The sequence below is a fragment of the Pseudomonas sp. MAG002Y genome, from assembly GCF_019400845.1.
Taxonomy (GTDB): domain Bacteria; phylum Pseudomonadota; class Gammaproteobacteria; order Pseudomonadales; family Pseudomonadaceae; genus Chryseomonas; species Chryseomonas luteola.
Map to the genome: position 1 here is coordinate 115,906 of NZ_WOEJ01000011.1, position 23,232 is coordinate 139,137.

The window sequence follows — 23,232 nt, forward strand, 5'->3', positions numbered from 1 at the left end:
TCGTGCCTCATGCACGTTTCCTCCGATCCGCATCATTTCGTTATTCATTGGCCGTGTTTAGGCCCCTTTATGGCGATATCACGCCGAACGCTTCGAGCCCGTTGCTCGCCTTGTATGTCCTGTTTCGAACGCAGCATTTGATTACGCATTGCGGCGTTTCAACGCTTTAGCCCTGCCCTGCAGCACAGCTCAACCATTAAGAACAATTAAAGGTGTGTCATGAAAATAAAAGGAATCCGCTGGTGGATGGTCGCCCTTGTCACGGGCGGTCTGATCGTCAACTACCTGGCCCGTAATACCTTGTCGGTGGCAGCGCCCACCATGATGAAAGAGCTCGATTTTGGCGCCGAAGAGTATTCTCACATCGTAATCGCCTGGCAGCTCTGCTATGCCTTCATGCAGCCTATTGCAGGCTATCTGCTGGATGCCATCGGTACCAAGTTGGGCTTTGCGATTTTCGCTATCGCCTGGTCAGTGGCGTGCGCAGCAGCGGCCATGGCCAACGGTTGGCAAGGGCTTGCGTTTTTCCGGGGCTTACTGGGGCTGACAGAAGCGGCCGGTATCCCCGCAGGTGTGAAGGCTACCTCCGAGTGGTTCCCTGCCAAGGAGCGTTCGGTCGCCATTGGCTGGTTCAACATCGGCTCATCGGTAGGCGCTCTGCTGGCACCGCCGCTGGTGGTCTGGGCCATCCTGCAGAGCGGCTGGGAGCTGGCGTTCCTGATCGTGGGCGTGCTCGGCATTGTATGGAGCGCCCTGTGGCTAGTGTTCTACAAACATCCGCGTCAGCAGCAACTGCTGTCCGACACCGAGCGGGACTATATCCTTTCGGGCCAGGAAGCCCAGCACAAGGATGAGACGCCTGCCAAAGCCAATTGGAAAAAGATTCTGACCAGCCGTAACTTCTTCGCCATTGGAGCGGCGCGCGTTCTGTCCGAGCCGGCCTGGCAGACCTTCAACGCCTGGATTCCGCTGTACATGATGACCGAACGTCACATGAACATTAAGGAAGTGGCTCTGTTTGCCTGGCTTCCCTTCCTGGCAGCAGACATCGGTTGCGTGCTGGGCGGTTACATGAGCCCCTTCTTCCACAAGCACCTCAAGGTCTCGCTGTTCACCTCGCGCAAGATCGTACTGATGCTGGGTGCCTTCTGCATGATCGCACCAGCCTGTACTGGTCTCGTGGCTAGCCCGTACACCGCGATTGCCCTGCTCTGCATCGGTGGCTTTGCCCATCAGACGCTTTCAGGAGCGCTGTACTCGGTGACTGCTGACGCATTCGGCAAGAATGAAGTGGCGACGGCTACCGGCATGGGCGGCATGTTCGGTTACCTGGGCGCCGCGGCGTTCACGTTTGTCTTCGGCGTGCTGGTGACCAAGGTAGGCTACAGCCCACTGTTTATCGTGTTGGCCATTTTCGACATCGTGGCGGCGTTGATCGTGTGGAACGTGGCGACCGACCGCTCTCACCTGACCGACACGCAGCCGGTTAATGCGAACGAGGCACTCACTGGCGCCGAGCCAGCCAAGAGCTGAGCCTGCTCCTGAATAAAAAAGCGCGGCCTGTGCCGCGCTTTTTTATACCTCTCGTTCCTGAAACACCGACTCTTCCTCAAGGGAAATCAGGTTCAGTTCAAGGTCCGCCCGCTCTGCCCACTGCTCATCGATCTCGGCTTTGACGGACACGCCCAACGCGCGGAAATCGTTGACCTGCTTGACCAGGTTGCCCTGCCCGCTAACGAGTTGCCCGCAGGCCTTGTGATAAGCCTCCTGGGCTTTTTCCAGGCTCTTGCCAATACCGTCCATGCTTCCCAGAAAGGTCCGTAGCTTGTCGTATACCCTGCTGGCACGGTCTGCCAATTCGGCGGTGTGCCGGCTCTGGTCTTCGAAGCGCCAGAGCTGCCGGACAATATTGAGGCTGGTCAGCAGGGTGGTCGGGGTTGCGACCAGCACATTCTGTTCGATGGCCCGCTGGAACAAGGTCTCGTCTGCCTTGAGGGCTTCGACAAACGCCGACTCGATGGGTACGAACATGAAAACCATCTCGGGCGCATTGAGTCCCGGCAGCTTGAAATATTCGCGATCCGACAGCTCGCGGATGCGCTCTCCTACCGCGCGCACGTGCTCCGCCAGCGCGATTCGGCGCTCGGCCTCGTCTTCACAATTGATGTAGCGGGTATAGGCGTTGAGCGAGACCTTGGCATCAATGATGAGATGCTTGTTCTGGGGCAGATACACCAGGACGTCCGGCCGACGACGGCCTGTCTCGGTGGTAAAGCTGACTTCACGCATGAAATCGGTGCCCTGACGCAAACCGGAGCGCTCCAGCACGTTTTCAAGAATCAGCTCACCCCAGTTGCCCTGAGCTTTCTTCTGGCCTTTCAGGGCGGTCGCCAGCTCATGGGCCTCCTGCGTGATCTGCCGATTAAGCTCTTTTAGATCGAACAGCTGCTGCGCCAGAGCGGCCTGCTGCTGGGTGTCCTTGTGGTGAATATCTTCAACTTTGGTGCGGAAGGCATCAATCTGCTCGCGAAACGGCTTGAGCAACGCATCCAGCGACTGTTGGCTGTGCTGGGAAAAGGTCTGCCCCTTCGCCTCGAAGATCTGGCTGGCCAGTTGCTCGAATTCAGCCTTGAGTTGCTCGCGGCTTTCCTTCAGGAGCTGAGTCTGCTCAAGGAAATGCTGTTCTTTTTGCTCAAGCGTGGTCCGCAAGGTGGCATGTTCTTCCACCAGCTGGGCGTGCCGTGTCTGTATCTCCCGAAGCATCTGCTGCTCGCGGGCCTGCTGGGTGCGCTGCTCGGCAAGCTGCTGCTGCAGGCCGTCCAGCTGCGCGCGCGCCGCCTCAGACGCAGCACGGTGATCTGACATCTCTAACTGCGCCTGACGCGCCTGACCACGCAGCTCCGTCTCGCTTTGCCGAAGCATCTCGATCTGCTCTTTCAGCTGCTTTATGCGGTCACGCTCGGCATTCAGCTCAACCGCCTGCCGACTGTTGGCCACTTCCAACCGCTGGGCCTCACTGCGCTCTGCCTCGATCAGTTCCTGGGTTTCCTGAAGGCGCGCCTGCAAACCTTGCTGCTGTCTGACCAGCAACGCTGCCGTGACGCCCCACCCCAGCAGAGCCACCAGCGGCAACACCAGGGAGATCAGGTTCAGCGAATTCATAGCCAGCCTCACAACGGATACATCAAAGCTCGCACCTTATGTGGGCCGGATGAGCCCGTCCAGTGCCTACGGCCCGGTTTTAGCGCGAAAGGATTATTTGTAGAGCAGCCTGGTAGCATTTGTACCGCCAGCCGCCACGTCAGCGATAACTCCCAAGCCTGCCCCACCCAACCTGCAACGCATACAGATTGGGTAAGGCGCTCCACGCCGAGGCCAAGGCCGATACGTTTTACATATGAACGGGCTTACATCAGCATCAACCCACTCAAGCGCCTGACCCGGCGGGACACCGCCTCTTCAAAAACGCCTGTTTTAGATTCGATCAAGCTGAACCAGTCCCGGGCCCGGGTGATACCGGTATAGATCAGCTCCTTGGTCAGCACTGGGCTGATCGTATCCGGCAGGATCAGCGCCGTATGCGCGAACTCGGAGCCCTGGGACTTGTGTACTGTCATGGCAAACACGGTTTCCACGGCAGATAACCGGCTCGGCAAAATGAAGCGCAGACCGCCGCTACCGTCGTTGCGCGGGAATGCGACCCGGATTGCCTTGCCTGATCGATTGGCAGGCTCGGGCATACATAAGGCAATGCCGATATCGCCATTCATGAGGTTCAGGCTGTAGTCATTCTTGGTCACGAGCACCGGGCGCCCTTCGTACCAGCCCTGGTCCTGGCTGATAAGCCCGGCACTGAGCAACGCCTTGGCGATCCGCTGGTTAAGTCCCTCCACACCCCACGGTCCTTTACGTACCGCACAAAGCAACTGGAACTCATCAAATGCGTCCAGCACGGCTTTGGCCCAGGCGTCCCAGACAGGATCATCCATCGGCAGGTCGTAACTGGGCCGAAGCGCCTGCATCATACTCAGATAATGCCGGTAGCCGTGGGGCCCCTTGGGTGAGTGACCATCCAGCACTAGCTTTTCCAGTGCCCTGTCCTCGGCATCGCGCAGCCGCAGGCAGAACAGGTCATCGTAGGTCCTTTTGACCAACAGCTCACGTGCACTGCTGGCCTCCTGAAGATTTACCCGGCGTGCCAGTTGGCCGATACCGCTGCTGGAATTGAACCGGCGAGAATGACGTAGCATGACGACCTGCTGTGCCAGGGCATGATGCTCCTCGTGACCGTCTTCCAGCGATTCGTCGCTCAGGCATTCCCCGCAGATTTCCTCCAGCCACGCGCGAGTTTCCGGCGTGTAATAGCCCAGCTCGGCATCACGGCACAGATCGCCCAGAACGGCGCCTGCCTCGACCGAGGCCAGCTGATCCTTATCGCCCAGCAAGATCAGCCGCGCGTGCTGCGGAAGTGCGTCGAGCAGGCAGGCCATCATCTCCAGATCGATCATGGACGCCTCATCCACGACCAGCACATCCAGCGGCAGCGGGTTGCTGACGTGATGGCGGAAATGACGGGTATCCGGGCGGCTACCAAGCAGCCGGTGCACCGTAGTAACGTCCACGGGAATATGCGGCCGAACGGTCTCGCTTACACCCAGCGACTGTACCTGCCGCCCGATGGATTCGGTCAGCCGTGCGGCGGCCTTACCTGTGGGTGCGGCCAGGCGGATACGCATGGGCGTTCCCTTCTCGACAGCCGGAGCCTGAAGCAGCGCAAGAAGCCGGACAACTGTAGTGGTCTTGCCGGTACCCGGACCGCCGGTGATGATGCTGAACGCGCCTCGCGCCGCCAGGGCACAGGCCAGCTTCTGCCAGTCGGTCACGTTCTTGCCATCGATCAATGGACGCTCGGGAAACAGCGCAGCCAAGCGTGTGCAAAGGTCATCCGGCACAGACCCCAGGCCGGAGAGACGCAGCCGCAGGCATTCGCTGACACGGCGCTCATAGCTCCAGTAACGGCGCAAATATAACCGCTGGCCATCGAGCACCAGCGGACAGTCATCCACCTGACCGATGGCCACGATAGGACTGGCCTCCAGCGCACTCAGCCAGTGCGCTACGTTGAGAGCTGTCAGTACCTCGGAAGGCAGCAGCACCGGTTGCCTGTCTTCATCGCCCTCCGGTGGCAGCGATAATGCCATGTCCGGGTTGCCCAAGGTTTCGGCGAGATCCAGACACACATGCCCATGGCCCAGCTGATGGCTGGTCAATGCCGCTGCCAGCATCACGCTCGGGTGGCTCTGCCCGTCGAGCTCATAAAGAAAGGATACAAAGGCGCGGTCCAGCGGCCTAAGCCACCCTCGCTCAACCCAGCGGTCCAGCAGCAAAAACAGATCCGCCATGCGTTCAAGCGGCCGGAAGTCCGGTGTATGGGACGCCGGTGCAGTAGCTATCTTGACTGGCGCAGCGGCTGCAGTGTCGGGTGCAGGCTCGTCGGCAAAGGCCGTATCGAATAAGGAAAGCTGTTCTTGAGTCATGCGTATTCCCCGGTCAGTTGAGGACTTCCCTGAAAGCACAGGTCGAGTTCTTCGATCAGCTCACGTAGTGGCCGAGTAAAGAACACGCCCTTGCTGGCAGCACGACTGCCCCGCAGGAAAAGATAAAGAGCACCGCCCATGTGACGGTCGTAATCGTAGTCTGGAAGACGCGCCTTGAGCTGGCGATGCAGCGCCAGCAGATAAATGACGTACTGAAGGTCGTAGCGATGCTCCAGCACAGCGCCCGCCATGGCCTCCTGGGTATAAGCGGTATCATCGGCGCCCAACCAGTTGGACTTATAGTCCGCTACGTAATAGCGACCCTCATGCTCGAACGTCAGATCGACAAATCCCTTGAACATGCCGTTAAGCAGGCTTCGCTCAACCGAGGGCCGTGGCTTGCCTGGCATGACATAGCGACGAACCCGCTGATCGAGGGCCTCCGCCTCCAGCCGATGGGTGGAGAACCAGAACTCCATTTCGATCTGGTAGTGCGCAAGCTGGGCCAGCGTCACAGACGAGCCCGTTGAGCCGAGCGGTAGACGCCTTGTCAGCAGCTCTTTCAGCCAATCGCTCAGGGTAGCAATCCAGCCTTCCCAGCCGCGCCGGTTGCAACGGCGTGCCACAGTGTCTTCGATCAGCTCGGGCTGTTCGGCTATGTTCGCAAAACCCTCATTACCCGCCCACTCCAGCAGACCGTGCAAAAACGTTCCCGGACCCGGGCCGCGGGGGAACCGATGCAGGTCGACTCCGCTGCTAGCTGTGGCGGGCTGGGCGTCATCGTCCAGGCGGTCATCGTCGAACAGTTTTTGTGCTTCCGGGCTTTCGGGTGACAGGTCGGTATGCAGAACGGCGGTCTCTGCCTCGTCAGTCAGCTCGCCGATGCGCAACGCACTATAAGAGGCAATCCACCAGTGCTCCGCGACTACGCGCCGTGGCTGGCAGGCCTTGAGTTCAGGCCGCACTTCTTCGCGAGGCGCGAAGCGTGCAGTGGTGATTTCCGGCAGCGGCCCCACCGAGATGGCCGGCAGTTTACCTGTCATCTCTTCCAACATGCCCGCCAACACACCCGAGGACGACAGCACCTCTCCTCCGGTCGTGAGATATCCCAGGGCGCAGCGGTGGAAAGCCGACTCCTTGCTCTGACCGCGCTTAAGGTCAGCCACGCCCATCCAGCAGGCGTGTTGTGCACGCGTCAGGGCAACGTACAGCAGGCGCAGATCCTCGGCCAGACGCTCTTCATCTGCAGCCATGATCACCTCGGCATCCGGCGTCAGGGTCATCTTGGGTGTGCCGTCGAGGTCGTGATAACGCACCGGAATACGGCTGCCGTCCACTGGACGGAACGAGCAGATAAAGGGCAGGAAGACCAGTGGATACTCCAAGCCTTTGGACTTGTGAATGGTAACAACCTTGACCAATGCCTCATCACTTTCAAGGCGCAGGATCTGCTCCTCGGCGGTATGACCTTCGGTAAGGTGCTCCGCCAGATAGCGAATCAGGGCCTGCTCACCATCCAGCTCGGTCGCCACGTGTTGCAGAAGCTCCGCCAGATGCAGGAGGTTGGTCAGTACACGCTCACCGTCAACCCGTGCCATCAGTGTTTGCGGCAACTGAAAGTCATGCAGAAAACGGCGCAACATGGGTAGCACGCCCTGGGTACGCCAGAGGGTCCGGTAGTGGCGGAACTGCATGACCCGTGACTCCCAGGCGCGCTCGTCGTGGTTAAGCCTGTCCAGCTCGGCCAGCGGCAGGTCCAGCGTGATACTGGCCAGCCCGGCACGGAGCACACGATCGACATCCGGCTCGGCGCACGCACGCAGCCAGGAGAGTAGGCAGTGTGCTTCCTGAGAGTTGAAGACCGAGTCTTTGTCCGACAAATAAACGCTACGTACCCCACGGGCCGCCAGCTGACTGCGAATGGCCTGGGCCTCGATGCCGTCACGCACCAGCACGGCGATATCTGCCGGACGCAGTCCACGCAGGCCTTTTTCCGGGTGCTCGAAACCGGCCTTGTCCTGTTGCCCCAGATTGAGCAGGCGCACAATTTCACTGGCAGCCGCTTGTGCCAGCTGTCCGAGGTAAGCGGTTTTGGAAACCGGCTCGATCTCGTTGGAGTGCCAGAGGGTTAGCGCCGGGATCCCCTGCCCCTCGGCCACCAGGCGTTCCTTACGACCCTGTGCTCTGACGGGCTGGAACGGCAGCGGATTTTCACCGTCTTTACGGAACAGAAAGGCGCCGCGTCCCTCCTCATGCTGCTCGGCCTGCTCGAATACTTGGTTGACGGCAGCCACCATGGCCTCGCTGGAGCGATAGTTGGTATCCAGTGTATGCAGGCGTCCTTCGGTGGAATAGCGTGCCTTCAGGTAGGTGTAGATGTCCGCACCACGGAACGCATAAATGGCCTGTTTTGGATCGCCAATCAGGAACAGACCGATATCCTGGCGGTTCTCCCCAATACGATAAATTGTCTCGAAAATGCGGTACTGCACCGGATCGGTGTCCTGGAATTCGTCGATCAGGGCCACCGGAAACTGTTCGCGGATCAGTTCAGCCAGACGCTCTCCTGCACCATCGCTTTGGAGGGCAACGTCCAGACGGGCCAGGAGGTCATCGAAGCCCATTTCCGCACGGCGGCGCTTTTCCAGAATGAAGCGCTGCTTGATCCAGTGCGCGGCGTGTTGCAGGAGTTCAACGTCCGGTTTGGGTAGGCTGTCCAATGCGGCCTTGAGCCGGCTCATTTCCTCCAGGGCCGGATGATTGGGCGCAGAAGCCTTGGTCCAGACCTCGGCAAAGCCCTCAGGTGTGAAACGCTCGAAGCCCTTGCCGATATCAAGCAGCTCAGCGGATTCATCCTGCGCCCAGGCGGTGATCTTTTCGCACCAGGGGACATACCACTGCGCCTTGAGCTTGCGGCCATCCACCACCTTGCGGGCACAGGCGTCGTCACACAACAGGCGCAGCTCTTCAGCCCAGGCCGCCCACGGTGCCTTTAGCGCCTTGAGCAGTCCTCGCTTGCGCGTCAGGCACTCATCGATCAGCGTGCCCGGCTCCTGGTCGGCAATACCTTGCGTCTCGCCCACGATCAGCTCGCGTACGGATTCTGCCAACTGGTCAGGGCTGACCCAATGTTCGCGCACCCAGGCCAGTGATTCACCGCTCAGGGTGTAGCAGAACCGCCGCCAGTAATCCCGAACGACCTCAGCCAATAGCTCGCTGTGGTCTGTCTCCAGGGTCTGATTGAACAGGCTGCCGCTGTCGAACGCATGCTCGCGCAGCATGCGCTGACACCAACTGTGAATGGTGGAAACGGCAGATTCGTCCATCCATTGTGCGGCCATTTCCAGCTTGCGTGCGCAGCCGGGCCACTGCTCTTCAGAAAAATCAGCCCGTAGCGCTTCGATCAACGCGTCGGGAGCATTAATCTCGCCACGAAAATAGCGGGCGGCCTCGAACAGGCGCGCACGGATTCGATCGCGCAGTTCACGAGTGGCTGCGTCGGTAAAGGTCACGACCAGAATTTGCGGTGGCAGCAGCTCGCGGCTAAAGCGGGTGTCTTCGTCGCCGTGCCCGAGAACCAGGCGCACATACAGCGCGGAGATGGTAAATGTTTTGCCGGTGCCTGCGCTCGCCTCGATCAGCTGGCTACCGCGCAAGGGGAAGCGCAACGCGAGCGGCCGGTTCTGTGGTGTAGTCATGCGGCGGCTCCTTGTGCTGGCTGGTCGTACCATCTCGCCTCGAACATGGGGCGATACAAGGCGTTGCACCAGCCCTCGAATTCCTCGCTGGCGGTCAGACTAGCGAAGTCCGGGTATTGACGCATCAAGGCTGGGCTTTCAGCTCGCTCGCCCAGGCTGTTTACACCATCACCTTCATAGGCTTTACGAGCCGCCATTTGCGCCTTGACGGGGTCCTGCTCGGCATTGAGCCAGGCAAACGCCGTTTTTACCGCGACCGGCAGTGGACAACACATGCCACGCTGCCAAGCGAGCAAAAGATCACGTAGCGCAGCGGCTGCCTGGGCGGTTTCCAGCGGAGCGAGCATCAGGGTCTCATCGGTAGCCACCAAGGCTGTCGTAAGCGGCACGCCACAGGCGGAGGCCGTCAGATGCACGATCCACGGTCGGATCAGGCGATACCACTTACGTGTTTTGGCCGAACCGATTTCATTCGGAACAGGTGTAATTGCAATCAGGCTGCCATCCGAGCGGCGACGTAACCGCTCAAGCCAACCCTCCAGGCGTAGCCCCTTGTGTTCGAAGCTGAGCGGCTGTGCACCTGTCACCTCTTCCGGCCACGCCACCAGCAGGCCGGTATGGCGTTCAAGCAAGTCAGGCAGTGGCTGGATCAGCTCCTGCTGCATCAGCTCACCAAAGCCTGCCAGTGGCAAGAGACCGCTGCGCTGCAACCGCTGCCCCTGGGCACGCAGCGCCTCTTCGGCGCGTTCCGGTGCCTTCAAGGCGGCATCAAGCAGGCTTTCGCTCAAGGCATACCGGGTCAGGCCGTCGAGTACAAAGGGTTCCTTGTCCTGGGTCGGAATGGCAATTTCTTCGAAATGCACCTTGAGCCGCTGGGAGAAGAAATGCCGCACCGGATGGCGCAGAAAATCCTGTAGCTGATTCAGGCTCAGCGGCTCGTCCTGCTCATGGGGCGGAAGTATGGGTTCCTGGCCTCGCGACGGCTGCTTGTCGTGCACGGCAAGCCACTCGCGGGCATAGCTGAAAAAGCCCGGCTCGCCCTGAAAATAGCGGATGCTAAAGGGCTGTAGCGGATGCTCCTGAGTCAACGCCTCAAGCAAGCGCTCGCCCTCCTTACCCTTTTCCTTATCAGGACCCTCATCTATCAACGTCCAACCTGCGGCCAAATGATCACGCAACTGGCCTAGCAGAACGGAGGCCGGTCGCTCACTGTTGTCGCGAATGCTACGGCCAATCCAGCTGATATAGAGCTGATCACGGGCAGACAGCAGTGCTTCCAATAGCAGATAGCGGTCGTCTTCACGGCGGGAGCGATCGCCGGGGCGATAGTCCTTGCCCATCAGGTCAAAGTCAAACGGCGGCTGGGCGCGTGGATAATCGCCATCGTTCATACCCAGGAGGCACACCACCCGGAATGGAATGGCACGCATGGGCATAAGGGTACAGAAATTCACTGCGCCTGCCAGAAAACGCTGGGACAGCTTGCCCTCATCCAACCCGGCGAGCCATGCCTCACGCACCACCGTAAGCGGCAACGTTTCGTCCAACTGGACCGCCTCGCAGGTGTCCAGCCAGTCTTCACGCAGCTGCTCCAGCTGGCCAAGCAAGTACTCGTCACGTTCGCTGGAAGACACGAAGAACGTGCGCAGCACCATTTGCAGACGCTCGCCCCATACTGCAGGAGTGGCAGGCTCGGCCAGCTCGTCATGGGCCTTGTCCAGCGCATCCATCAAGGTAACCAGCGGGCCGACCAGGGCAGCATCCAAGCCACCAATCTCGTCGAACGGCTCGATTTCATCCCGTGCCACGCCCTGCCCCACGGCATACCCCAGCAACATGCGCCGCAGACCGAAACGCCATGTGTTTTGGGTGAGATCATCCGGAAGATCCAGCCGTGCCCGCTGCCGGGCATCCAAACCCCAGCGGATACCGGCACCCTCGATCCAGCGATGCAGGGTCGTCAGGTCGGTGTCATTCAAGCCGAAGCGCTTGCGCAGGGCCGGGACGTCCAGCAGGTCAAGGATCTCGCTCACCGAAAAGCGGCTTTCCGGCAAACGCAGGAGATGTTCCAGTGCAATCAGGAGCGGATCACGACCACGCTGCCCCTGATCCGCTAACGTAAACGGAATGAAGCGCGGATCATGGCTGTCCAGCTGCCCGAACACGGCGCGAATGTGGGGCGCATAGCTGTCGATGTCCGGCACCATGACGATGACGTCCCGCGGACGCAACGTAGGGTCTTCCGAGAAGCGCGCCAGAAGCTGATCGTGGAGAATTTCCACCTCGCGCTGCGGGCTGTGAGCTATGTGGAAACGAATGGACTGATCTTTAGTGGGATTGACGGCCGGCCAACGCTCGCGGGTTTCACTCAAGGGGCGCAGATCGAGAATATCGTCCTGTAATTGCGCCAGCATGTGCTGGGGCTCGACCTCTTCAAACAGGTCGATCCGTCCGCCGTTTACATCATGGAACAGGCGACGGTAGCCGTCCGGCTCATCAAAACTATCCAGCAGGTTAATGTAGTCACGCCCCTGCTTACCCCAGCTGGCCAGTAACGGGTGGCCGTGCTGATGCAACTCGTCCGGATCAAGCGCAGTGGGCATGCCGGGCTTGCGCAGCTGCCGCTTGTATTCGTGGCGCAAGAGGTCCTTGTCCGCCACGATGTCACCCCAATGGTGGCGGCACGGGTTGTGAACACAGAGCAATACCTGGCTAAACCGCGCCAGGGCAGCCAAGGCTTCCAGGAGCTGGGCGGGCACTGAGGAAATACCAAATACAACGACCCGCCGCGGCAGGTGCGAAGGCGCTTGTTCCAGCGCTTTCATGGTATTGATGAAACGTTGATGCACCCCCGCCCGGCTTTCCGCCATGCCGTCATCGCCCACATCCGCCAGCAAGGCACGCCACAGCTCTGCCTGCCATTGGCATATCGGCGGCAGCGGTACGGCGCCATCACGCAGCTTGTTCAGTTGATTCTTGCCGTTGGCCCAGTCTTCCAGCCAGTCGGCGCGGTACACCTGATACTGGTCATAGAGATCGGCCAGACGCTCTGCCAATTGGTAGCGCTTGCGCATGTCGCTGTCTTCATCGAGGAAGCGGCGCAGTGAGGCAAAGCTTGGACGTTCAAGCAGGCTGGGCAGCAGCCGCACTAGACGCCAGGTCAGCGGCGTACGATCCAGCGGGGAAGACGCCGGAACGGTATCGCGACCCAAGACCTGTCGGTACACTCGCCATAAGAAAGCCGACGGCAGCTGTACATCAATAGCCGCCGCAATGCCGCAGCCGCCTTCGCCATCCTCCGTCGGGTCTTCGGCCAGGGCCAGCTTGAGCCATTGGGCGATGCCGTTACTCTGCACGAGCACCTGCTCGTTTTCCAAAGGCCCAAGGGGATGATGGCGCATCCAGGCAACAGTCAGATTGCGCAGGTCCTCCAGACGATTGCCGTGAACGACCATAAAACCGGGCGTCAGATGAGCCGCGTCCTGCATGAATAAGCCTCTGGGTAGATCTGGAACTGCAAAAAAGGCGAAGCGTACGGAGATCACGGCTCAAGAGCCAGACCTGTTCAAAGCCACCGGTAAGGTTTTCGTGCTGAATAGCGCTTTCTTGACCTCAGCAATACCACGGCAGACGGGCGTCTTACCGCTCGTCTGTTGAGCAGGCAGGGCCAGCCGGGCCAGCCCTGCCATCGACTCAAAGACGTATATCAACCCGGACCGGCTGAGGTCCGTATTGGCCGTCTACAAACGCGACCACACGCTCGCCGAGCCGCTGGAAGGTCAGGTCTATCTCCTGCTGGCCCAGGCGTAGCCGTTTCAGCTGAATACGGTCGATGCCAAACGGCAAGCGGGGTTGAGTGATCGTGACGCTTGCGGTGTGCCCATCGATCTCCACGCCCAGGCAAGCCTGTAGCAGCATAAATACCGAGCCGGCGGCCCACGCCTGGGGTAGACAGGCCACCGGATAGGCAATCGGCGCTTCGCCCGGCGCACGTTCGAAACCGCAGAAGAGCTCTGGCAAACGCATACCGAAATGGGCCGCGGCTTCAAACATGTTTCCGAGCAGACGTACCACCCCTTCCCGCTCACCATAGCGCGCCATACCGGCGGCGCACAGGGCCACATCATGTGGCCAGACCGAGCCATTGTGATAGGACATGGGGTTGAACCGTACAGCGTCTGGCACCAGGGTCCGTACGCCCCATCCGGAATTGAAGGCGCGGGACAAGAGCTGTTGCGAAACGGCCTGACCACGCGCCAGTTGAGGCAGCCCCGTAAACAAGAGGTGGCCTGCATTGGAGGCTCGAACCGCACATGCCTCGCCATGGCCATCCAGGGCCAGGGCATAGAACTGCCGACCCTCCAGCCAAAAATGCTTTTCCACCGCTGCCCGCAGATGCTCGGCCCGTGTGCGCCAGTGCGCGGCCTTGTCCTGCTCACCGAGCCATTCCGACAGTTCAGCCATGCTCAGATACGCCTTATAAGCATACCCTTGCACTTCAATCAGTGAGATCGGACCATCCGGTGTACGGCCATCGGCATGGAAAATCGAGTCATGACTGTCCTTCCATCCCTGGTTGGCCAGACCACTCTCTTCTGCACGGGCATAACTGATGAACCCCTGTGCGTTACGCTCGGCATTACCCTCAACCCAGCGAATAGCCTCTTGCAGTGCGGGCCAGATTTCCTGGATGAATGCCCGGTCGCCCGTACGCCGGGCATAGGCTCCAGCCAGCATGACGAACAGTGGTGTGGTATCCACCCCGCCGTAATAGCGACCGAACGGCAGCTCGTTCAGCGCCGACATTTCGCCCTTGCGCGTCTCATGCATGATCTTGCCAGGCTCGGCATCCCGGAAGCTCGACGTTTCATGAGCCTGATGTTGCGCAAGGTAAGACAGCACCCCACGGGCCAGCTCAGGATTCAACCAGAGCACCTGATGCGCCGTGATGATGGCATCACGGCCGAAAGGTGTTGAGTACCAGGGTACACCGGCGTAGGGATACGGCCCGCTAGGCAGCTCCGCTGTGAGCAGCGCCAGGTCCGCACGGGACTTCTCCAGCCACGCCTGGAACAGACGGCCAGATGCCTTGACCTGAGCACCCCGCCGCTGTCGCCTGCGCATACTGCGCCGCGCTTGTGCAGCGGCCTGCCGATAACGTGCCCGCGAAGGCTGAGCCGGTTCTGGTCCAATGTCGATATACAGCTCCCAGCTTCCACGTCCTTCCAGAGCCACCCTGAACTGCGCGCCTTGCTCGCTTAACTCAACAGGCTGTTCGGAAAAACTGATGGCAGCACGGCGCGGCTGCTCATCGAGCCCAAGGTACCGTAGCGTGACACTGCGCTCGGCCATCTGGGTATGCTCCTGCTCGCCCCGATGGCTACGCTGTTGTCCACGCACTTCAAACATGTCTCGGAAGTCCGCGCCAAACTCGAGCTCCAGCGGCACCTCAGTAGACAAGTCACTGTAGTTGGCCAGCAGGATGCGCTCATGCACATACCCCTTCCAGACAAAGCGCTTGCGTTCGATGTGAATCACGCCTTCGGGCGTCGTGCTTTCACCCAGCCGCGGCAACGGCTGGTTGGTCTGATGGGAGGTAAAGTAGACATTATCCTGACTGACCGACGCTGACAGCAGCGAGGGTCGCCTCCCCGCCACGGTCAACCGATAACGGGACACGATGCGGGTATCGTTATGGAACAAGCCATCGTCCCGCCCACCCATGTCGCCATAGGCATCTGCCACGACAAACGTATCACCCTCCATGAGCACGAACAGGCGTTCGGGATAACGAGCCTGTTCGACCTCGCTTCCTTGCTGTGCTGACTGATCAGACATAAGGATTTCACCCATGGTCGTTACGCCGTTTGTTTGAAGTTGACTTCAGTGTTCCGATTGCCCGGCAGCTGCCGGTACAGTTCCAGATAGTGTCTGGCCATGGCCGTGGCGGAGAAGCGCTGCTCGAACACCTCCCGAACCCGACGCCGATCCAGAGTCAGGACCTGTCGCGCCGCCTCCACGGCCTGCTCCTCACTCGTTACGATATACCCGGTCACGCCCGGTTCCACGACTTCTGGCACTGAGCCACAGTGCCAGGCAATCACCGGCGTCCCGCAGGCCATGGCCTCGATCATTACCAGCCCGAACGGCTCAGGCCAGTCGATGGGAAAGAGCAGCGCCCGCGCGTTACCCAGAAATTCAGATTTTTCACTGTCACCAATTTCGCCAATGAACTCCACCAGCGGATCATCCAGAAGCGGCTTGATCTCCTGTTCGAAGTACTTGCGATCGGCGTTGTCCACCTTGGCCGCCAACTTGATGGGAACACCTGCCTGCCGTGCAATGGCAATCGCCCGATCAGGCCGTTTCTCTGGAGAAATGCGGCCCAGAAATGCCAAGTACCCTTCGCCCATCTGCTCATGGAACCGGTACGTGGACGCATTCAGACCGTGGTGCACCGTGCCGTGCCAGTTGGCAAAAGCCAGTGGCGTGCGTTGATGGTGAGAAATGGACACCAGCGGGAACCGGTGCCAACGCCGGTAGGCTTCCGGCAATCCCTTGAGGTCGAGCCGCCCGTGGAGAGTAGTCAGAGTCCGCTCGGCCAAGGGCTCGAACAAGGGGAAATGCAGCAGATCCACATGAAAATGCAGGGCATCAAACTCATCGGCCCGCTCCCGCAACGTGTGCAGCATGCTCAAGTGACTGGCAATATCAGACTTGAGCGGTGCAGGGTCCAGTCGTAGCGCCCGCTCGCAACCGGGCACAAGTTGGGCTGATGTGCGGGAGTCAGCGGATGCAAACAGAGTGACTTCATGACCCAACTCGACCAGCGCATCGGTCAGGTGAGCCACCACTCTTTCCGTTCCGCCGTAGAGACTTGGCGGAACGGCCTCGTACAAGGGGGCAATCTGCGCGATCTTCATCAATTAATCTCCTTGAAAAAAGGATGAACAAGGCCAGAAAGGTGCGAATGTTCGCTGGCAAAAATGCCGCGGAAAAATGTAAGGATCAGACAATAAATTTCAAGCGCTGCCGAGTGGCAAAGGCCGCTCTGCTGACCAATGCCTGGAACCTCCCTGCGTTCAGGCACTCCCTCGTAAACCAGTCGATTCAGGTAACAGCCATGAGCAACATAAAAGGCAAGGTCATTGTCATTACCGGTGCCAGCAGTGGCATTGGCGAAGCCACCGCACGGCTATTGAGTTCAGAGGGCGCAGCTGTCGTCCTGGGTGCCCGTCGGCTGGATAAACTGAACGCCATTGCCGAGGAGCTGCGAGCCGCTGGCGGTCGCGTTGAGGTGGTGCAGATGGATGTGGCCAAGCGGGATGACGTCGAGTCGCTTATCCAGGCAGCCATTACGGCCTTTGGGCGGGTCGATGTGATGATCAATAATGCGGGTATCATGCCCAACTCGCGACTCGATCAGCGTAAGGTCGAAGATTGGGAGCGCATGATCGATATCAACCTCAAGGGCACGCTTTACGGGATTGCGGCGGTCCTGCCGATCATGCAGCAGCAGAAGAGCGGACACATCATTAATGTCTCGTCCCTGTCCGGCCATCGGGTGCGCCCGACCAGTGCCGTGTATTCGGCAACCAAATTCGGCGTACGCGCGATTGCCGAAGGGCTGCGCATGGAGATGACGCCCTACAACATCCGCAGCACGATCATTTCACCCGGCCCGGTCGACACGGAGCTGCCCAATAGCGTAACGGACGAAGACGTTGCCAAAAGCGTGCGGCACATTCATGAAATGGCTATCCCCGCCCTGTCGGTCGCCCAGTCCATTGCCTTTGCCATCGGTCAACCGGCAGCGGTCGATATCAACGAGATCCTGCTCAGGCCGACAGCCATGGAATAAAGGCGATTACTCCGCCTCCTGTCCGCGAGAAAAGATCCGAATCACCTCATCCAGGTGCGCCCGCATGGCGGAGCGCGCCTCTTGCGCATTGCGGGCCTGCAGAGCCTTCAGTACACGCAGATGCTCGTCCTCAGAGCGATGGGGCATGTCCTCAGGGGTATAGTGTGCCTGCAAGCGCTGAAACATCGAGCCATAGCGGTGCCCCAGCAGATGCTGGATCATCAGGGCATAGGCTGGATTACCGCTGGCCTGGGCGATGCGGATATGAAACAGGCGATCGCCGGGATGGGTCGTCGAGCCCTCGCGGTTGTCCTGCACATTGCGCTCATAGGCCGCCTGAATACCGGCCAACTCCTCTTCGCTGGCATTGATCGCAGCCAGGGCCGCCGCTTCCGGCTCGATCAGCTGCCGCGCCTGAAGTAGTGAGAACGGCGGGATTTCGGCATTGAAATCCACCTGCACATCCAGCTCAGGATCAGGCCCTACCCACTGGCCGCGCGCCGCCAGCTCCATCACCGGCGCATCGTCCGCCGGGCACTGGTCATTGGTGCAGACCAGAACGCCATTACCGACCCGCACATCCACCAGGCCAATGACCTCCAGCGCGATAAGTGCCTCACGTACCGAGGCCCGGCTTACGCCCATTTGCTTGGCCAGCTCCCGCTCGGCCGGCAGGCGACTCCCAGGAGGAAATTCGCCACTGTCGATCAGGCTGCGCAGCTGATCGGCGATCTGACGATAAAGCCTTGGATTTTCAATTGTTTGTATTGGCATCACGTATCCCACTGGTATACATCGCGTCGCTTGCGCTACAGAAAAAACTTGCGCAGCCGCTGACTCACTGCTAAACCAGAGGACCAATGGCCTGACCATTAGCCGCTCGATATGCCCCCAGCATAGCAGCGGTTAACGCAAGCGGGTCATCCATACGAATAATAAAAACAGGAGGCTCTCATGTCCGTTGCTGGAAAACGTGTCCTCGTCACCGCCGCTGCTCAAGGAATTGGCAGGGCCAGCGTCCTGGCCTTTGCCGAAGCGGGCGCTGACGTCATTGCGGTCGATATCAACGCTACCGCCCTCGCCGAGCTTCCCAATGTTCGTACCCATGTTCTTGATGTCACTCAGCCCGATGCTATCCAGGCACTTGCCAGTGAGTTAGGCGCTATTGATGTGCTCTTCAACTGTGCCGGTTACGTGCACAGCGGCACCATTCTCGACTGTGATGAAGAGGCCTGGAAGTTCTCCTTCGATCTGAACGTTACCGCCATGTACCGGATGATTCGTGCCTTTCTACCGGCCATGATCGAAAACGGCGGCGGCTCGATCATCAACATGTCGTCGGTGGCGTCTAGCGTGAAAGGCGTCCCGAATCGCTTTGCTTACTGCGCCAGCAAGGCTGCTGTTCTCGGCCTGACTAAATCCGTAGCGGCTGATTTCGTCGCCAAGGGTATTCGCTGCAACGCCATTTGCCCCGGCACGGTCGACTCGCCTTCCCTGCGCCAGCGTATTGCGGCGCAAGCCCAGCAGGAAGGCCGAGCCGAAGACGAGGTCTATGCTGCGTTTGTGTCCCGCCAACCCATGGGCCGAATCGGCAAACCGGAGGAGATCGCCGCATTGGCGCTCTATCTGGGGTCAGAGGCTTCAGGCTTCACAACGGGCACCATCAACGTTATCGATGGCGGATGGGTCGCTTAAGGCCACCGCACACACTCTTATTGCACAAGGAAACCGCTCATGAAATTGCTGCGTTACGGGGAAAAAGGTCAGGAGAAGCCGGGCCTGCTGGATGCTCAGGGTCAGATTCGTGACCTCTCTGGCCATATTGATGACATCGCCGGTCAGGCCATCACTGCTGAAGGATTCGCCACGCTCAGGAACATTGATCCGAGTAGCCTGCCCATTGTGAACGGTTCCCCTCGCCTCGGCCCCTGCGTCGGCCGTGTCGGCAAGTTTATCTGTATCGGTCTTAACTACGCCGACCATGCGGCCGAGTCCGGTCTTGACGTCCCCAAGGAGCCGGTGGTCTTCAACAAGTGGACCAGCGCCATCTGTGGCCCGAACGACGACGTGGAGATCCCGCGTGGCTCCACCAAGACCGATTGGGAAGTTGAGCTGGGCGTGGTGATTGGCAAGGCCGGGCGCTACATCGACGAAGCCAACGCCATGGATTATGTAGCGGGCTATTGCGTAATCAATGATGTATCCGAGCGTGAGTGGCAGATTGAGCGTGGCGGCACCTGGGATAAGGGCAAGGGATTCGACACCTTCGGCCCGCTCGGCCCCTGGCTTGTGACCAAGGATGAAATAGCCGATCCGCACGCGCTCGACCTCTGGCTGGAAGTGGATGGCAAGCGTTACCAGAACGGTAATACCCGTACCATGGTGTTCAAGGTGCCGGAGCTGATCGCCTACCTGAGCCGCTGCATGAGCCTGCAACCGGGTGACGTCATTTCCACGGGCACCCCGCCTGGAGTAGGTCTGGGCATCAAGCCCGAACCAGTCTACTTGAAGCCCGGCCAGGAAATGCGCCTGGGCATCGCGGGCCTGGGCGAGCAGAAGCAGCGCACGGTTCAGGCTGACTGAAACCATACCCTTCGGGTGATTGGGACGTTTAACCGCGTCGCACGCCCGGAGAAGCGCCCGCTCAACATGCGCTCTCATATGAAGAGCTTTTGAGCGGGCCTCCAACACAGCGTTGACAAGCCCGGCATCAAGGGCTTCCGGAGAACCGATATGACAATAACAATCACCGGTCTTCGCGTAGAGGACATTCGTTTTCCTACGTCCCAGGCATTGGACGGGTCGGACGCCATGAACCCCGATCCCGATTACTCTGCCGCCTATGTGATTCTTGAAACCGACCAGCCTGGGCTCGAAGGCCACGGCATGACCTTTACCATTGGCCGGGGCAACGAGATCTGCTGTGCGGCCATTCAGGCACTGGAAGGTCAGATTAAAGGGCTTGATCTGGAATGGATCACGGCGGACATGGGCCGCTTCTGGCGCCACATGACCAGCGACAGCCAACTGCGCTGGATCGGTCCGGACAAGGGCGCCATCCACTTGGCGACCGGTGCCGTCGTGAATGCGGCCTGGGACCTGTGGGCCAAGCAGGTTGGCAAGCCGGTCTGGCAGCTGGTCGCCGACATGTCGCCGGAAGAATTCGTACGGTGCGTCGACTTTCGCTACATCACCGACTGCATCACACCGCAAGAAGCGATACAACTGCTCACGGAGCGCGCCAAAGGCAAAGAAGAACGCATCGGCCTGCTCAAGGCCCATGGCTACCCCTGCTACACCACCTCTGCCGGCTGGCTTGGCTATCCGGATGACAAACTCCGCCGCCTCTGTCAGGAGGCCATCGATGCCGGCTTCTCTCATGTAAAGCTCAAGGTCGGCCGTGACCTTGAGGACGATATCCGCCGCGTCACCATTGCCCGTGAAGTGATAGGCCCGAACCGACACTTGATGATCGATGCCAACCAGGTTTGGGAAGTCAACGAGGCCATCGATTGGGTAAACAAGCTGTCGTTTGCCAAGCCCTGGTTCATCGAGGAACCCACCAGCCCGGACGACGTAGAAGGTCATCGCGCGATCAAAGAGGGTATTACCCCGGTCAAGGTGGCTACCGGCGAGATGTGCCAGAACCGCATCCTGTTCAAGCAATTCATCATGCGTGGCGCCATCGACGTAGTACAGCTCGACGCCTGTCGTCTGGGTGGTTTGAACGAAGTGCTTGCTGTGCTGCTGATGGCCGCCAAGTACGAGCTACCTGTCTGCCCCCATGCCGGCGGCGTTGGACTGTGCGAATACGTGCAACATATCTCGATGATCGATTACCTGTGCGTGGCGGGCACGCATGAAGGGCGCGTTGTGGAGTATGTCGATCATCTTCATGAGCATTTCGAAGACCCCTGCGTCATGAAGGGCCCCGCCTACCTGCCGCCCCAGGCACCAGGATTTTCGATCACCATGAAACCGGCCTCGCGCCAGCAGTATCGGTTTCCCCGTAACACTTAGCGGCAGGTTGAGTAGAGGGCCTACCCTTTTACTCAACGAGCATATCGGAGGGACCAGCCTCACCGATCCCGCCGCCCACTGCTTTCAGGAGACAATAACAATGACACGCCCTGAAATACCCAGAATCGACGCACATCAACACTTCTGGCATTACGAGCCGGATCAGTACCGCTGGATCGACAACAGCATGTCAGTGTTAAAGCGCGACTATCTGCCCTCGGATCTCGAGCCGCTTCTTAAAGAACACCAGATGGCGGGATGCATTGCCGTTCAGTCCCGGCAATGCGAGGAGGAGACTGACGCACTGCTGGCGCTGGCTGCGAAACATCCGTGGATTGCCGGCGTTATTGGTTGGGTAGATCTACAAGCGCCCAACCTGCTTGAGTCGCTCGATCGCTGGCAAGGCCAGCCGCGCCTGCGTGGCTTTCGCCACCAGATCCAGGACGAAGCGGACCCGGATGCCTTTCTCGCCGACACCGCATTCAACAAGGGTGTGGCCATTATTCAGGCCCGCGGCTACCTCTATGAAATCCTTATCAAGTCCCCCTCGCTCAAGGCCGCGTACACCTTTGCCCGAAGGCATGATCGCCAACCTTTGGTGCTTGATCATCTGGGCAAACCCGATATCGCACACGGCAACCTGCAAACCTGGGCTGAGCAGCTCGCGCCACTGGCCGCCCTGCCCCATGTGTACTGCAAATTGTCCGGCCTGATTACCGAAGCTGGCTGGACAACCTGGCGACCGGACTATCTGGTCGCCTACATGAACCAGGCGCTGGAGCTGTTCGGCCCGGAGCGCGTGCTGTTCGGATCGGACTGGCCGGTGTGCCGGCTGGCGGGCGAGTACGACCATGTCCATGCCCTGGCTCAGCTGGCCATCGCGCCCCTCTCATCCGCCGAGCAGTCCGCCATCATGGGCGGCAATGCAATTCGCCTGTATGGCCTTACGGTCAATGCACAGGAGCACGCCGCATGAACCTGCATCTGGATGGAAAAGTTTTTATCGTAACCGGCGGCGGCTCAGGGATCGGCGGCGCCATTTCCCTCGGTCTGGCTGACGAAGGCGCTATCCCAGTGATTGTCAGCCGCACACCGTTGGAAGATGACTTCGCCGCCAAGCTGGACGCGCTTCAGCCACAGACACTCTTTATCCAGACTGAACTGTGCGATGAAATCTCTTGCCGCGCAGCCGTCGAGCAAACCTTGACCCGATTCGGCCGCCTGGACGGACTGGTCAACAACGCCGGGGTCAACGACGGGGTCAGTCTTGAGGCTGGACGCGAGGCGTTTATCCAGTCGTTGGAAAAGAACCTCATTCATTATTACGTCATGACCCATCTCTGCCTCGACGCCCTTCGGGATAGCCAGGGCAGCATCGTCAATATCAGCTCCAAGACCGCGCTCACCGGCCAGGGCAACACCAGTGGTTACACCGCCGCCAAAGGCGCACAACTGTCCCTTACTCGAGAATGGGCCGCCTCGCTGCTGGCTGATGGCATCCGCGTGAATGCAGTCATCCCGGCCGAGGTCATGACGCCTTTGTACGAGAACTGGCTGAACACCTTTGACGATCCTAAAGACAAACTGGACAAGATCGTCAGCAAGATTCCGCTGGGCAAGCGCATGACCACTCCCGAGGAGATTGCCGACACGGTCGTCTTCCTTCTATCACCTCGCGCTGCCCATACCACCGGGCAATGGCTCACGGTCGATGGCGGCTATATGCATCTGGACAGGGCACTCACATGAGCACTCGCTACTGCATGGCGCTGGACCTCAAGGATGACCCTGCGCTCATTGCCGAATACGAGCAGCTGCACGCGCGTATCTGGCCCGAGATCATCACCCATCTGCGTAACGCCGGTGTGCAGGACATGCAGATCTACCGCCTCGGCACGCGCCTGTTCATGATCATGGATGTCAGTGCTGACTTCAGTGTAGATGCCTTCGAAGCCGCCGCCGCGGCCAATCCCAAGGTGCAGGAATGGGAAGCGCTGATGTGGCGATACCAGACACCGACACCCTGGACGCCGCAGGGCAGCAAATGGATTCCGATGCAAAAAATCTTCGCGCTGGCTGAGCAACCGGCCCTGGATTAGACACGTCCTGCTTGATG

General features: G+C 59.7%; 15 protein-coding genes. 8 read left to right on the forward strand and 7 right to left on the reverse strand.

Annotation, left to right across the window (positions count from 1 at the left end; genetic code table 11):
- The first annotated feature begins 219 nt into the window (after positions 1–219).
- The gene (locus GM154_RS16580; RefSeq protein ID WP_258019872.1) at positions 220–1,533 is read left to right on the forward strand and encodes an MFS transporter; all 1,314 of its coding nucleotides are present in this window, start codon (positions 220–222) and stop codon (positions 1,531–1,533) included.
- Between the two features lie 42 nt (positions 1,534–1,575).
- On the opposite strand, the gene rmuC is transcribed toward GM154_RS16580, so the two are convergent.
- From rmuC to GM154_RS16610, 6 genes are all read right to left on the reverse strand, one after another.
- Positions 1,576–3,162, reverse strand: a complete 1,587-nt coding sequence (rmuC, locus tag GM154_RS16585; protein ID WP_219652826.1) for a DNA recombination protein RmuC — start codon at positions 3,160–3,162, stop codon at positions 1,576–1,578.
- 245 nt (positions 3,163–3,407) lie between these two features.
- Entirely contained in the window at positions 3,408–5,402 is a 1,995-nt protein-coding gene (gene recD / locus GM154_RS16590) for an exodeoxyribonuclease V subunit alpha (protein WP_219652866.1), read from the reverse strand.
- Positions 5,403–5,533: 131 nt separating this feature from the next.
- Entirely contained in the window at positions 5,534–9,235 is a 3,702-nt protein-coding gene (gene recB / locus GM154_RS16595) for an exodeoxyribonuclease V subunit beta (protein WP_219652827.1), read from the reverse strand.
- Positions 9,232–12,723 carry an exodeoxyribonuclease V subunit gamma gene (gene recC, locus GM154_RS16600; RefSeq protein WP_219652828.1) on the reverse strand — a complete coding sequence of 1,164 codons (3,492 nt, stop codon included), beginning with the start codon at positions 12,721–12,723 and terminating at the stop codon, positions 9,232–9,234. Before recC ends, recB begins: the two co-directional genes overlap by 4 nt.
- 205 nt (positions 12,724–12,928) lie before the next feature.
- Entirely contained in the window at positions 12,929–15,073 is a 2,145-nt protein-coding gene (locus GM154_RS16605) for an amylo-alpha-1,6-glucosidase (RefSeq protein ID WP_258019874.1), read from the reverse strand.
- A 20-nt stretch (positions 15,074–15,093) separates the two neighbouring features.
- The gene (locus tag GM154_RS16610) at positions 15,094–16,158 is read right to left on the reverse strand and encodes a glycosyltransferase family 4 protein (RefSeq protein WP_219652830.1); all 1,065 of its coding nucleotides are present in this window, start codon (positions 16,156–16,158) and stop codon (positions 15,094–15,096) included.
- A gap of 200 nt (positions 16,159–16,358) precedes the next feature.
- Between GM154_RS16610 and GM154_RS16615 the strand changes: the two genes are divergently transcribed.
- Entirely contained in the window at positions 16,359–17,096 is a 738-nt protein-coding gene (locus GM154_RS16615) for an SDR family oxidoreductase (protein ID WP_219652831.1), read from the forward strand.
- 6 nt (positions 17,097–17,102) lie between these two features.
- Here GM154_RS16615 and GM154_RS16620 read toward each other — a convergent pair whose 3' ends face one another.
- Entirely contained in the window at positions 17,103–17,870 is a 768-nt protein-coding gene (locus GM154_RS16620; RefSeq protein ID WP_219652832.1) for a FadR/GntR family transcriptional regulator, read from the reverse strand.
- Positions 17,871–18,050: 180 nt separating this feature from the next.
- Here GM154_RS16620 and GM154_RS16625 point away from each other — a divergent pair, with 180 nt between their 5' ends.
- The 6 genes from GM154_RS16625 to GM154_RS16650 all read left to right on the forward strand — a co-directional run bounded on the left by GM154_RS16625 (position 18,051) and on the right by GM154_RS16650 (position 23,215).
- Positions 18,051–18,791 (forward strand): SDR family oxidoreductase, encoded by a 741-nt coding sequence (locus tag GM154_RS16625; RefSeq protein ID WP_219652833.1) that lies wholly within the window; start codon positions 18,051–18,053, stop codon positions 18,789–18,791.
- A gap of 39 nt (positions 18,792–18,830) precedes the next feature.
- On the forward strand, positions 18,831–19,679 hold the full coding sequence (locus GM154_RS16630; RefSeq protein WP_219652834.1) for an ureidoglycolate lyase: 849 nt from the start codon (positions 18,831–18,833) through the stop codon (positions 19,677–19,679).
- A gap of 150 nt (positions 19,680–19,829) precedes the next feature.
- Complete coding sequence (locus GM154_RS16635) at positions 19,830–21,116, forward strand: L-fuconate dehydratase (RefSeq protein WP_010797504.1); 1,287 nt, start codon at positions 19,830–19,832, stop codon at positions 21,114–21,116.
- A 100-nt stretch (positions 21,117–21,216) separates the two neighbouring features.
- The gene (locus GM154_RS16640; RefSeq protein ID WP_219652835.1) at positions 21,217–22,092 is read left to right on the forward strand and encodes an amidohydrolase; all 876 of its coding nucleotides are present in this window, start codon (positions 21,217–21,219) and stop codon (positions 22,090–22,092) included.
- On the forward strand, positions 22,089–22,865 hold the full coding sequence (locus GM154_RS16645) for an SDR family oxidoreductase (RefSeq protein ID WP_010797502.1): 777 nt from the start codon (positions 22,089–22,091) through the stop codon (positions 22,863–22,865). Before GM154_RS16640 ends, GM154_RS16645 begins: the two co-directional genes overlap by 4 nt.
- A complete protein-coding gene (locus GM154_RS16650; protein ID WP_219652836.1) occupies positions 22,862–23,215 on the forward strand; it encodes an L-rhamnose mutarotase in 354 nt (117 codons plus the stop codon). Before GM154_RS16645 ends, GM154_RS16650 begins: the two co-directional genes overlap by 4 nt.
- The last annotated feature ends 17 nt before the right edge of the window (positions 23,216–23,232 follow it).

Excerpts from the sequence above, each read along its gene's own strand:
- GM154_RS16580 (WP_258019872.1), top strand. The coding sequence starts at position 220 with ATGAAAATAAAAGGAATCCGCTGGTGGATGGTCGCCCTTGTCACGGGC.
- rmuC (WP_219652826.1), bottom strand. The coding sequence starts at position 3,162 with ATGAATTCGCTGAACCTGATCTCCCTGGTGTTGCCGCTGGTGGCTCTG.
- recD (WP_219652866.1), bottom strand. The coding sequence starts at position 5,402 with ATGGCGGATCTGTTTTTGCTGCTGGACCGCTGGGTTGAGCGAGGGTGG.
- recB (WP_219652827.1), bottom strand. The coding sequence starts at position 9,235 with ATGACTACACCACAGAACCGGCCGCTCGCGTTGCGCTTCCCCTTGCGC.
- recC (WP_219652828.1), bottom strand. The coding sequence starts at position 12,723 with ATGCAGGACGCGGCTCATCTGACGCCCGGTTTTATGGTCGTTCACGGC.
- GM154_RS16605 (WP_258019874.1), bottom strand. The coding sequence starts at position 15,073 with ATGTCTGATCAGTCAGCACAGCAAGGAAGCGAGGTCGAACAGGCTCGT.
- GM154_RS16610 (WP_219652830.1), bottom strand. The coding sequence starts at position 16,158 with ATGAAGATCGCGCAGATTGCCCCCTTGTACGAGGCCGTTCCGCCAAGT.
- GM154_RS16615 (WP_219652831.1), top strand. The coding sequence starts at position 16,359 with ATGAGCAACATAAAAGGCAAGGTCATTGTCATTACCGGTGCCAGCAGT.
- GM154_RS16620 (WP_219652832.1), bottom strand. The coding sequence starts at position 17,870 with ATGCCAATACAAACAATTGAAAATCCAAGGCTTTATCGTCAGATCGCC.
- GM154_RS16625 (WP_219652833.1), top strand. The coding sequence starts at position 18,051 with ATGTCCGTTGCTGGAAAACGTGTCCTCGTCACCGCCGCTGCTCAAGGA.
- GM154_RS16630 (WP_219652834.1), top strand. The coding sequence starts at position 18,831 with ATGAAATTGCTGCGTTACGGGGAAAAAGGTCAGGAGAAGCCGGGCCTG.
- GM154_RS16635 (WP_010797504.1), top strand. The coding sequence starts at position 19,830 with ATGACAATAACAATCACCGGTCTTCGCGTAGAGGACATTCGTTTTCCT.
- GM154_RS16640 (WP_219652835.1), top strand. The coding sequence starts at position 21,217 with ATGACACGCCCTGAAATACCCAGAATCGACGCACATCAACACTTCTGG.
- GM154_RS16645 (WP_010797502.1), top strand. The coding sequence starts at position 22,089 with ATGAACCTGCATCTGGATGGAAAAGTTTTTATCGTAACCGGCGGCGGC.
- GM154_RS16650 (WP_219652836.1), top strand. The coding sequence starts at position 22,862 with ATGAGCACTCGCTACTGCATGGCGCTGGACCTCAAGGATGACCCTGCG.